This is a genomic window from Syntrophales bacterium (assembly GCA_030655775.1).
Taxonomy (GTDB): Bacteria; Desulfobacterota; Syntrophia; order Syntrophales; family JADFWA01; genus JAUSPI01.
In genome coordinates, this window is the sequence record JAUSPI010000154.1 from 13,913 (window position 1) to 26,076 (window position 12,164).

At 45.5% G+C, this 12,164-nt stretch carries 9 protein-coding genes; 2 read left to right on the forward strand and 7 right to left on the reverse strand.

Going from position 1 to position 12,164, the window contains the following annotated elements:
- Positions 1–250 precede the first annotated feature (250 nt).
- Entirely contained in the window at positions 251–1,453 is a 1,203-nt protein-coding gene (locus Q7J27_08230; protein ID MDO9529132.1) for an aminopeptidase, read from the reverse strand.
- A 149-nt stretch (positions 1,454–1,602) separates the two neighbouring features.
- Positions 1,603–2,193 (reverse strand): pyruvate kinase alpha/beta domain-containing protein, encoded by a 591-nt coding sequence (locus tag Q7J27_08235; GenBank protein MDO9529133.1) that lies wholly within the window; start codon positions 2,191–2,193, stop codon positions 1,603–1,605.
- Between the two features lie 444 nt (positions 2,194–2,637).
- On the opposite strand from Q7J27_08235, the gene Q7J27_08240 reads away from it, so the two are divergent.
- Positions 2,638–3,750 (forward strand): alanine--glyoxylate aminotransferase family protein, encoded by a 1,113-nt coding sequence (locus tag Q7J27_08240; protein MDO9529134.1) that lies wholly within the window; start codon positions 2,638–2,640, stop codon positions 3,748–3,750.
- A gap of 77 nt (positions 3,751–3,827) precedes the next feature.
- On the opposite strand, the gene carB is transcribed toward Q7J27_08240, so the two are convergent.
- Positions 3,828–7,028, reverse strand: coding sequence for a carbamoyl-phosphate synthase large subunit (gene carB / locus Q7J27_08245; protein ID MDO9529135.1), 3,201 nt, complete (start codon positions 7,026–7,028; stop codon positions 3,828–3,830).
- A gap of 371 nt (positions 7,029–7,399) precedes the next feature.
- Here carB and elyC point away from each other — a divergent pair, with 371 nt between their 5' ends.
- A complete protein-coding gene (elyC, locus tag Q7J27_08250) occupies positions 7,400–8,179 on the forward strand; it encodes an envelope biogenesis factor ElyC (GenBank protein MDO9529136.1) in 780 nt (259 codons plus the stop codon).
- A 39-nt stretch (positions 8,180–8,218) separates the two neighbouring features.
- Here the strand turns inward: elyC and Q7J27_08255 are convergent, their stop codons facing one another.
- The 4 genes from Q7J27_08255 to Q7J27_08270 all read right to left on the reverse strand — a co-directional run bounded on the left by Q7J27_08255 (position 8,219) and on the right by Q7J27_08270 (position 11,949).
- Entirely contained in the window at positions 8,219–8,875 is a 657-nt protein-coding gene (locus tag Q7J27_08255; GenBank protein MDO9529137.1) for a hypothetical protein, read from the reverse strand.
- 3 nt (positions 8,876–8,878) lie between these two features.
- On the reverse strand, positions 8,879–9,811 hold the full coding sequence (locus tag Q7J27_08260; protein MDO9529138.1) for an ArsA family ATPase: 933 nt from the start codon (positions 9,809–9,811) through the stop codon (positions 8,879–8,881).
- Positions 9,812–10,093, reverse strand: coding sequence for a hypothetical protein (locus tag Q7J27_08265; protein MDO9529139.1), 282 nt, complete (start codon positions 10,091–10,093; stop codon positions 9,812–9,814).
- Positions 10,094–10,224: 131 nt separating this feature from the next.
- Positions 10,225–11,949 (reverse strand): carbon starvation protein A, encoded by a 1,725-nt coding sequence (locus Q7J27_08270; protein ID MDO9529140.1) that lies wholly within the window; start codon positions 11,947–11,949, stop codon positions 10,225–10,227.
- Between the last annotated feature and the right edge of the window lie 215 nt (positions 11,950–12,164).

The window sequence follows — 12,164 nt, forward strand, 5'->3', positions numbered from 1 at the left end:
TGAGGCACAAAGGCACATAGTTACAAAGGCACAAAGTAATATTATTTTTTTCTCTTCCTCTGTGCCTTTGGTACTTTGTGCCTCTATCACATAAATTAAACCGTAGGGCAGGGCTTTAGCCCTGCATGAACAACAGCAAGGCTAATAAAGCCTTACCCTACTAAAGGGCGAGGCTTTTTTCCATTCCCCGAATGGGACAATAAACAAATCAGCTTCTTCCTAATAGTTCCACAGTGGGATTACCCCGGGTCTAATATTTAAACATTCCGTTTTCGTAAATTACCATCTTTTTGCCGGAAGCAAGGTGTGCGGTAATCGTCTTTCTTTCTGTATTCACAAGATCCCAGTGAAGGGCTGAATCGTTAAAGCCCAGCTTTTTCTTCATTTCCCTTGTCAGCTCAGCGGGATTTCCATTGTAAGTATCCGAATATGACGCACCAACTGCAATATGACAGTTCCCGAAGCGACCGCCATAGTTCTCATCATAAAGGGTATTGGCCATAAATTTGTCAATCTTTGAAAACCTCTTATCAGTTAAAGAAAACTCCCCTACCCTGCAGGCTCCTTTGTCCATTGACATCTGCTTTTGTGTAAACTCTTTTCCTGCATCAGCTTCTATACCGACAGCATAACCCTTCTTGAACTCCAGCCTCACGCCCTCGATATAATTGCCGCTTCGAAAAGAAGGCTGATTTGCATAATAGATACCTTCAGTTCCTCTCCAGTCGGGTGAAAGAAACATCTCAAAACTTGGAATATTATGCCCGGAAATCCCAATCCATCTTCTTTGCTTTCCCGGTGTAATCTTCAAGTCAATATTTTCTGACTGGATATGATAAAACTTGACGTCCAGGCTATTCATCCATTTCTTTATAGCTCCGGCATTTCTGTAAATAGCTTTCCATTCACGAACAGGGTCATCACTGTCAAGGTAACAGGCCTTGCTAATCTGCGCGGTGTACCGCTTCATGGAGAGTTTAGCCTTTTTAGCAAGTTCAGGAGTCGGAAACATGCAGAGTGTCCAGCCGAACACTCCAACCTCTTCACGTTTCTCTAATATCTCCCTTAACGGTTTTCTGGCAACCAGTGCTTTAGCCATCCTTCTTGGATCAATACCGCTAAGATGGGTAAGGGACTGCGGTGCATGAAGATAGATGTTCCCGTTAAGATTTTCACAAAGTTCCCTTTCTCCGGGAGGTTGGAAAACAAGTTGCCTGCTATTCGCTTTTGCATAAAAATTGAGTTCCATTTCAGACGTCAGACCCGATCTTAGAACCGGATTCATCCCCATATCAAGAAACCTTGCGTGCAGGATTTCCGCAAGTTTTATGGCATCAATATCATATCGAATCAGGACAACATCGCCCTTTCTGTATTTTGACGTTCTTGCGGTTTTCAATCCCCATATAAGGACATCAGCATATCTTTCAATCTGTATATCTGTAAGTGCCATTTCAACCCTCCATTTTTACATAAAAATCCCCCCGTCCCCCCCTTTAAAAAAGGGGGGCAAAGAGAGGACGTTACCCTTTATAAAAGGGGGAAACCCTTATGTCATCCCACTTTTATAAAGGGGGATTAAGGGGGATTTTCAGACAGAAATCAAATCACCGATGGTTTGCATATAATCTCTTTCACCTTAAGATCAAAGACATTGGAGCTGTTTGCAGGTTGAATAACCAGAGCAGTATCAGCGCCTCTTGCTGTTCCTCCTATTGATATTACATCTTCATCCGTCCGTACCAGACCTGCATCGGCGGCCATCAGGGCCAATTCAACAGCCACTTTGGTCCCCTGACCGAACATCCTCAGGACATAAGCGACAATTTCATCCACCTGGTAGGTAGAAAGCTTATTCCTTATGCCGCGGCCGATCCCGGCCAGGGCATGCATACAGGTCAGGACGCTTACACCATTCGACTCCAATTCCGTACGGGACTCCTCACTCAACTCCTGAAAATTGGGTTTTGCAAACCCCGTAACGTGGGTTACAGCAATAATTTTGATGCCCTTATCCAGAATTTCCAGTGCATCGAAAGCAGTTTTTCCGGTATTCGTTGCAATAAGAACTTTTCTGATATCGAGTTCCTCTGCCCTGCGCGCAACCGCTTCAAGAACCTCGCTGGTATTCTGTATGCCTGGCTTTTTAAAGTAACGGCATCCGATATCTTCGTATAATGATAAATCTGACATAAAAGATCACCTCCCTTTAATAATTTCTGAACAATATCACCCTTGAAAGAATATAAAAAGCCTTTTTGCAACATTTATAAACTTGACATCTTACTTATTCTGGCTATCTTAATTACTGAATCACCCTGTTAGAGTCTTTATTATCAACAACTGCGTTTTTTGCGCAGATGTTGGTACCAGTTCAAACAGCAAGATTTAGTTAAGAGTGTAAAGTGAACTAAAGTGAGCTAAAGTGCCTAAAGTTAAAAAATGCGCTTTCAGCGCAGCCTGTTTTGAATTTGACCGCGCCGAAGGCGTGTACATTAACTTTAGTTCACTTTAGGCACTTCAAACTTTAGGCACTTTTGGGGTTGCGGCTTTGCCGCTTTAGGAGAAATATCCGTCACCCTATGATCTATGGGTGACGGTTTCTTTAATATTTTTTGAGAAAGGAAGGATAACCTTATGGACACACCATACAAAGACCTCTCGCTTCCACAGCGAATTTTACTGGGTCCCGGTCCCAGCAATGTACCGGATAGTGTACTCAAAGCCATGGCAAGCCCTGTCGTGGGACACCTCGACCCGGCATTTCTTGCCGTCATGGAAGAAGTCCAGGAAATGCTCCGGGTCGTTTTCATGACGAACAATCATTTTACAATTCCCATTTCGGGAACGGGAAGTGCCGGTATGGAAGCCGCTTTTGTAAATATGATCGAAGAAGGTGATCATGTGCTCGTTTGCGTCAACGGTGTTTTTGGCGAACGTATGAGTGATATCGTCGGACGGTGCGGAGGTATCCTTAAAAGGGTTGAAGCAACATGGGGGACTCCGATTAATCCCGATGACGTTACCGCCGCACTTCAAGACTTTCCAGCAACAATTGTGGCCATAGTCCACGCTGAAACATCTACCGGCGTGTTGCAGCCTCTTGAAGAAATTTCAAAGATTGTCCACGAAAAAGGTGCTCTTCTGTTAGTGGATGCAGTTACGTCTCTCGGAGGCGCTCCCGTCAAGATAGATGAGTGGAACATTGATATCTGTTATTCGGGAACCCAAAAATGCCTCAGTTGCCCACCGGGGCTTGCTCCTATTACCTTCAGTGAGCCGGCCATTGAAAAGCTGAGAAAGCGCTCTCAAAAGGTGCAGTCCTGGTATCTGGATATGACCATGCTGGAAAAATACTGGGGGCCGGACAGAGTCTACCATCATACGGCGCCGATCAGCATGATTTACGCATTGAGAGAATCATTGCGGATTATATTGGAAGAAGGCCTAGCGACCAGATGGGAAAGACATACCAGGCACCATCGCGAGCTCGTTGCAGGTCTCGAAAAGCTGGGTTTAAATATGCTCGTAGAAGAATCATATCGGACACCGATGCTCAATTCTGTGGTTTTTTCATCGGATGTTGATGATGCGGCAGTTCGGAAAAGGCTTCTCGAAGAATATAACATTGAAATCGGCAGTGGCCTTGGACCCCTCAAAGGAAAGATCTGGCGAATTGGACTTATGGGACATTCCTGCAGTCAGGAAAATGTGGAGCACATATTGAATGCCCTGAAGGCCTTACTCTAACTCTGAATAGTGGCAAATCAGTATCAGTGTAAGCCGGGTATTTATTGACCGGAATATATCTTTACTGAGAATAGTTTTCACTTAATATCGGCATGATAGGCTTGGAGGGATTTAACTTCACTGTCCCCCTGATGAAAAGCCTCAATACCACGGATGGTGGCAGTAGCCGCAGCTACTGTTGTGATGTAAGGGATTCTATGCTTGATTGCTGCCTTCCGGATGTAAGAATCGTCATACTTTCCCAGCTTTCCGACTGGTGTGTTAATCACCAGTTGGATTTCCCCATTCTTTATAGCATCCACGATGTTGGGACGACCTTCGTGCATTTTGAAAATAGGTTCCGAGTGAACTCCATTTTCAGACAGAAACTGACATGTTCCATGGGTTGCCATAATTTTAAAACCAAGGCCTTTAAAACGCCTGGCGACCTCGAGGATCATTGATTTTTCTTGATCTATGACAGTTATGAGGACAGTTCCTTCAGCGGGAAGTTTTTGCTGGGCCGCCTCCTGTGACTTGTAAAAGGCAAGTCCAAAGGAATCCGCCATCCCCAGAACTTCTCCCGTAGATCGCATTTCAGGACCAAGAACCGGGTCTACCTCGGGAAACATATTGAAGGGAAAGACCGCTTCTTTTACTCCATAGTGGGGGATGGATTTTGGTTTTAAATTTACGTCGGAAAGCTTTTTGCCCAGCATGATCTGGGTAGCAATCCGCGCCATAGGAATATTGCAGACTTTGGACACCAAAGGCACCGTCCTGGAAGCTCGCGGATTGGCCTCAAGTATGTAAACCGTATCGTTGTAAATAGCATACTGGATATTCATCAACCCAACAACATTGAGTGCCACCGCAATCTTTTTTGTGTATTCATAAATGGTCTTCAGGTGTTTGTCGGTGACACTTATTGGCGGGATCACACAGGCCGAGTCTCCGGAATGAATGCCGGCAAGTTCAATATGTTCCATTACTGCGGGAACAAAGGCACCGGTACTATCAGCAACGGCATCAGCTTCGACCTCAATGGCATTTTCCAAAAACTTATCGATAAGAATCGGCCGGTCCGGAGTTACCCCGACAGCAGCAGCCAAATAGTGCTCAAGCATCTCTTCATCATGGATCACCTCCATGCCACGTCCCCCTAAAACATAGGATGGCCTCACCATAAGCGGATAACCGATTCTTTCTGCCACCTCAAGGGCTTCCGGAAGATTGCTGGCCATACCCGATTCAGGCATGGGAATGCCCAGCTTTTCCATCATTTGGCGGAACCGATCCCGATCCTCAGCAAGGTCGATCGCTTCAGGAGAGGTACCGATGATTTTTACCCCCGCCTCGGCCAGTTCGCCGGCAATATTCAGCGGAGTCTGACCGCCGAACTGCACAATGACACCTTCGGGCTTTTCCTTTTCATAGATGGACAGGACATCTTCTACAGTAAGGGGTTCAAAATATAATTTGTCCGAGGTGTCGTAATCTGTCGACACAGTCTCCGGATTGCAGTTAACCATAATGGTTTCAATGCCCTCATCCCGAATAGCAAAAGCGGCGTGCACGCAGCAGTAATCAAATTCGATACCCTGGCCAATACGGTTTGGCCCGCCGCCAAGTACCATAATTTTTCTTCTATCACTGGTTGGAACTCTATCCTGGGCATTATAAGTGGAATAATAATAGGCCGCATTTTCTACTCCACTCACAGGAACAGAATGCCAACCCTGAACAGCTCCCAATGCAATGCGGCGCTTCCGGATCTCCATCTCGGGAATCCCTAAAAGCTGTGAAAGATAACGATCTGCAAAACCGTCTTTTTTAGCCTGTATCAGCAGGTCATCAGGTAAGGGTTGTCCCTTGTACTGAAGGATTTTCTCCTCTAATTCCACGAGCTCCTTCATCTGTTCAATGAACCAGGGTTTAATGTAAGTCTTGGCAAACAGTTCCTCTACGGTTGCCCCTTTCCTTATGGCCTCATACATTATGAACTGACGTTCACTGGACGGCTCAACCAGAAGTTCCATCAACTGGTCAAGGGACTTTTGATTAAAATCTCCAGCAAAACCCAGCCCGTACCGGCCGATTTCCAGAGACCTGATAGATTTTTGGAAGGCCTCCTTGTAGGTCTTTCCGATGCTCATCACCTCACCCACGGCACGCATCTGCGTTCCGAGTTTGTCCTCAGCCCCTTCGAACTTTTCAAAAGCCCACCTTGCGAACTTGACCACCACGTAATCACCCGAGGGTATGTACTTTTCAAGCGTTCCCTCTCTCCAGTAAGGTATTTCATCAAGGGTGAGCCCGGAAGCCAGCTTTGCGGAAATGAGGGCAATGGGAAAACCGGTAGCCTTGGAAGCGAGAGCGGAAGAGCGCGAAGTTCTCGGGTTGATCTCTATGATCACTACACGACCAGTTTTGGGATCATGGGCAAACTGTACGTTGGTTCCACCAATAATCTTAATCGCCTCTACAATGTCATAAGAATATTTCTGCAGGCGTTTCTGGAGTTCGGGGGCAATGGTGAGCATGGGTGCCGTGCAAAAAGAATCGCCTGTATGAACTCCCATGGCATCCACATTTTCAATAAAACAGACCGTTATCATCTGGTTTTTTGCGTCCCGTACCACTTCCAGTTCCAACTCTTCCCATCCCAGGACAGACTCTTCCACCAGCACCTGACCGACAAGACTTGCTGAAATGCCTCGACTGGCAATTATATTTAATTCTTCTATATTGTATACCAGCCCGCCTCCCGTCCCTCCAAGTGTGTAAGCAGGACGTATTACTACAGGATAGCCAAGTTCAGCGGCGACCTTTTCCGCTTCCTCAACACTGAAAGCCGGCTTACTTCTGGGCATATCGATGCCAAGACTTTTCATTGTTTCCTTGAAGGCGATCCGGTCTTCCCCACGCTCGATGGCATCTGCCTCTACGCCGATGAGTTTAACACCGTATGCATCGAGTACTCCCCTCCTGGCCAGCTCAGCAGCAAGATTCAGTCCTGTTTGACCACCCAGATTCGGCAGTATGGCATCAGGTCGCTCCTTTTCTATAATCTTTTTCATAACCTCAAAGGTGAGCGGTTCCACGTATGTTACATCCGCCATATCAGGGTCGGTCATAATGGTCGCCGGATTAGAGTTTGCCAGAACAATTTGATAACCCTGTTCTCGAAGCGCCTTGCACGCCTGGGTTCCGGAATAATCAAACTCGCAGGCCTGGCCTATAACAATAGGGCCAGACCCTATAATCATTACTTTTTTTATGTCATCTCGTCTTGGCATATTCAGCTACCCTTCCTTTTCAATCGTCAATTTACTTATAGGAACAGTATGATTTTTAAGTCTGAATGTTGCTATCAGTTAAACCAATTATTGTCAATATGTCTGTTGTTAAAAAATCTTTTTTATCGAACAAAAGATGGTCCTACGGAATTCTTTTTTCAGAATCGAGTTTGTGATATAGAAATAAGGGCACAGAGGCACAAAGGGATAGAGGCACAGAGGCACAAGGTACCAGAGGCACAAAGAAAGAAAAGATTGTAGGTTGGGTTGAGCTTGCGAAACCCCACAACTCGGAACCTTGAACTCTGAACTCGGAACTTTCATGTAAACGAAGAAGAAAATGAAAAGAGGAAGGGGGCTTCGAACAAATAATGTTTCTCTTTAAAAAAATTTTCGCACCTTTATTTTTCCCGGTATCTTTATGTCTGGAGATTATGATACTGGGCCTGTACCTGCTTTTTTTTACAAAAAAGCAGAAGGCGGGAAAAGTCATTATGCTGATAGGGGTGCTATTGTTTGCATCACTCAGTTATGGAGTTGTTTCCGACAGATTGTTAAAGCCCCTGGAGTATCAATACCCACCACTTGCTTTAAATTCAGTATCTGACATTTCGTCTTCAGCAAAGTGGATCGTTGTGCTGGGTGGAGGGCACACATCTGATCCCAGACTTCCAGTTACCAGTCAGATTTCAGACGAGTCTCTTGTTCGTCTTATAGAGGCTATTCGTCTTTACAAAGAACTACCTGAATGCAAGCTTATCCTCTCAGGCGGAAGGAGTTTTGATCCGGTTCCCGAGGCTGAAACTATGGCGCGTGTCGCCCAGGCAATCGGTGTAAATAAACAGGATTTGCTTTTAGAAACAGGTTCCAGGGACACAAAGGATCAAGCTCAACACATCAAGTCAATTCTTGGAAGCAACAAATTTATCCTGGTAACTTCCGCTTCACACATGCCTCGCTCGATTGCCCTATTCAGAAAGTTGGGAATGGATCCAATTCCAGCCCCTGCCGGTCATCGTGTTAAACAAAAACAGGGTGACGGCATAAGTCCCCACGATTTTTACCCTGATCCGGGAGCGTTGGTCAAGGCTCAAAGAGCGATATATGAATATCTGGGAATTGCCTGGGCAAGATTGAGAAACCAGATATAAGTGATTAGAGTAATCTGGGTAATCTGCTAAATCTGTGGATTAAATCACAGAGGGTATCCACCGATAAACCGGCGCCAGGTATCTTGCCACCTGTTTTTTTCGAGGGATCATAAAGATGAAACACTTTTTCTGATCAGGAACGATTGCGATATGCCTGATAACACCCGGCTCAGGGTTACTATCCATAAATTTCATAAAGTTATCGCGCATCTTTACGCTTTCGTAATACAGATAAAACTTATAGTTTCCCCACTTCACATCTTCTCTATTTAACAGATGTGCGTTTGTTATTTTCGACCGCCGAAACCCGTCATACTTCGCCTCAATCAGATGACATTCCTCGGAAGGATCGTGCCTCAGGTACAACGTTATAAATAATCTATCATACCTTTTTATGAGCTTTGATATAGGAAAATAAAGTAATGAATGTCTTGGAAGAAATGTGACGGTAACATCAACTTGAGAGATGGGGCTTTTCTTTTTAATGAAGAAATTAGCATGATAGCCGATTGCACCTCCGATATTGGTGAAGGTTTGATCATCCGGCTTGATAACATCTATGATGTCATCAAACACTGAAAGAGATAACGTTTTATTCTTTTTTCTGCCCCAGAAATAGACGAGCGTAAGGAAAAATGAGAAGGCAATGAAAAGAAAGAAAACGGGCTGCGTCGCAATCTGCACATTATCGAACATTTTTTATCTTTCCTGAAGTCTGGATATGATAATTTCCGCTATATTGTATAGACTCCCCTTTTCTCCGTCAAGGAGTGTCTTCGACAGGGAAACCCGCTCGAACGGAATATCTTTGGCCATCCTGCTTATACTTTTTTCAGTCTCTGCGGACAGTTCACTGTTTTCTTCCGTTATCTTATTGTTTATGAAGAGGCGAAGTGGCAGGTTCAGATCATGAAGACCTTCAATCAATCTCTCGGACTCCCTCAGGGAAAGAACATCGGGATTAAAAACCACGACAACGGAGCAATCCTTTCCCTGCAGGGTTTTGTTCAAAGCATGATAGTTTTCACTTAACCTCCTTAGCCTTTTCATAACATTATCGTCTTCTTCATCGTAATCGAGCACCGTCTCTTCTTTGCTTGAAGTGCCTCTTATTCTATATATCGTATAGCGTTTTTTCAGAATCTGCTTTCTGATCCGGGTCAGTTGGTCAATCCAAGTTATTGTAATCCTTGGCAGGGCAAGAAACCTGAGTGTCAGCCCGGTCGGTGGTGTATCGAATATGATGTAGTCAAAATCTGTTTTGTTCCTTATCGTCTCTTCGATGCTGGTCAGTAGCGCATACTCTTCTATGCCGGGTGAATATTTCAGTACGGAAAAGTAATTGTCGAGATTCAGTGCTTGAAGATATTTATAAGTGTCTGAGAAGACATTGATTTCCCTCTGAAGATAATCTCGTGAAAGTTTCTGAATGTTGACCTCTTCAAGAAAAAGGTTTTCTGTAAATTGCTTTTCTTTGTTCTTCAGTGTTATCCCGAAGATGTCTCCCAGGTTATGTGCCGGATCCAGAGAAACGATCAATACACGGCTTTTTTGAGAAAACTGCCATGCCGCAGCAGCCGCCATGGTGGATTTACCCACCCCTCCTTTTCCTGTAAAAAAAATTATCTTCATTTAATCTATACCCAGTATTCCGCACATCTCCGCCAGCATATCGTTGGCCTCCCCTGCCCTTCTATTTAAAACTTTCAGCTCCTTTTCCATAAACGGCAGAAGCTCGACAGCCAGAAATGTTGGTGGCGAGGGAAATCCGACAAAGGAACCCAAAAGAAGAAGTGCAAAGATGTTTTCGAGCTCCTCCATTTCAACAATAGTGAGAGCAACGGTTTTTTCACGATGCGATGTATGCAGGCCGGATAAGATGCGACGGAAAAAACTAACGATTGATCGATTCATCGAGATGACCGGGAGCGCGTCCGTAAGGGGCGCAATATAAAACAAACATATTCCTTACCGGGAAGCTCCCCGCCCTGTGGGCGGGGAGCTTCACTTCTGGAATTGCGTTTGGTTGAGTTTGATTTGCTGTTTTATTCTACCTTGTATGCCTTCGATTTAATGAAATCCCAGAAGAAGACAAAATTCAGTATCAGCATTATAGACAAGATAATCGTCACTGTCCATCCAGGAACGGGCTTCGCCGCTATGGCACCCGGCTGAACAACCGCAAGGAACCAGATGATAGCGCAGGTAACGGTAATCCAGAGCAGCCAGGCCGGAATTACGGCGATATTGGCAAACGGCGATTTCAGTTTTTTGGCGACAAATGCTGCGCCGGTCATAAGGGCGATGGATGCGACCAACTGATTTGCCGCACCGAAGGACCCCCAGATGATAAGCCAGTTTCCTGTCGCGGCCAACCAGATTCCGATCGCTGCCGGAATAATGGAGGCAATCCAGCGATTTGTCAGGACGTTGTAAAGTCCCGTGGCGCTGTCTTTCAGCGGAGCAGCCATTTCGGACAGGCAGTAGCGGGCCAGACGGTTGGTGGTGTCAAGGGTCGTCATGGCAAATGAAGCGACCCACATGCCGGCGATTACCTTGACGTATTTAGCCGGGATAACTCCCAGCCAGGTCGAGGCAACCATATCCGAGTAAGACTGGACGAAAAGATTTGCCGCAGACAGCTTAACGGAAGCGGATACCTTTGTAAACATTGCCCCCCAGTTACCGTAATTCAACATCTCTGTTGTCACTCCCGCATTCTTTAGTGCGGTATAACCGAAACCCGCTATGGATACAATGACGATGGTCGACAGGAACCCCTCGGTAAACATGGCGCCGTACCCTATGAACAAACCGTCACTTTCTTTTTCGAGCTGTTTCGATGTTGTACCGGAAGCGACAAGAGAGTGGAAACCCGAGAGGGAACCGCAGGCGATAATCAACGGTATCGCAGGCCAGAAAGGCGTCGGTTTGCCTCCCATCAGGATGGGAGCGAAGCTGGAAAATGCAGGGACTTCAAATCCCTTAAATGCAAAGACGGCCGCTATAAAACCCAGGGCGAGTCCAAAATAAAGAAGCCATGAATTGAGATAATCCCTCGGTTGCAGGAGTACATTAACGGGAATAGCAGCGGCAATAACAATATAGAAAAAGAATACCCACATCCAGATCATGTAGCTTAGTTTTATAGGGGTTACCGTGCCCAGCCAGATGGCGATTGTCAGCATAACGATGCCGATAATGGTAGCAAGGCCAAAATTCATCTTTACCCGGTATAAAAGTACACCCAGGATCAGAGCGGCAAGTATCTTCCATAGATATGCCGATGCAATGGCCGGAGTCCGGACAAACATACCGCCGACAATAGCTGCGAAGGCTGCTACAACGAGAATGAGAAGGAAGAAAACGATCCAGTAGAATGCCACTCCCGTTCTCTTTCCAATTAGATCTGAGGCGACAAACTGGACTGATTTGCCGTCATAGCGGACAGATGCCATTAAGGCCAGATAATCATGAACGGCTCCAATGAAAACATTGCCGAACCAGACCCAGAGAAGTGCGGGAAGCCAGCCCCAGCATATCGCTATTGCGGGGCCGATTATCGGCGCGGCACCGGCAACTGACGCAAAATGATGCCCGAAGAGAACCTCTTTCCTCGCCGGGATATAATCCACCCCGTCATATAGGCGCTTGGAGGGCGCCTCTATGAGATCCGACGCTCCTACGACATCTTTTTCTAGCTTTTTGCCGTAGGTAAAATAAAGTGTTAAATAAATCAAAAAACCAGCAAGAATAATTAAACTTGTCATTTTTTACCTCCTTTCTAATATATGTGAAATTAGAGATCATAAAAAGAGATGTTTGCATAATACACATATTGTCATTGCGAACGTAGTGAAGCAATCTCAAATTATCTGTAATTACAAATAGATTGCCACGTCGCTTCGCTCCTCGCAATGACCAGAAAACCAATTATGCAAACCTTTCAAAAAATGTCCGTTCTTTAATCCCTTGCAGAAAATTT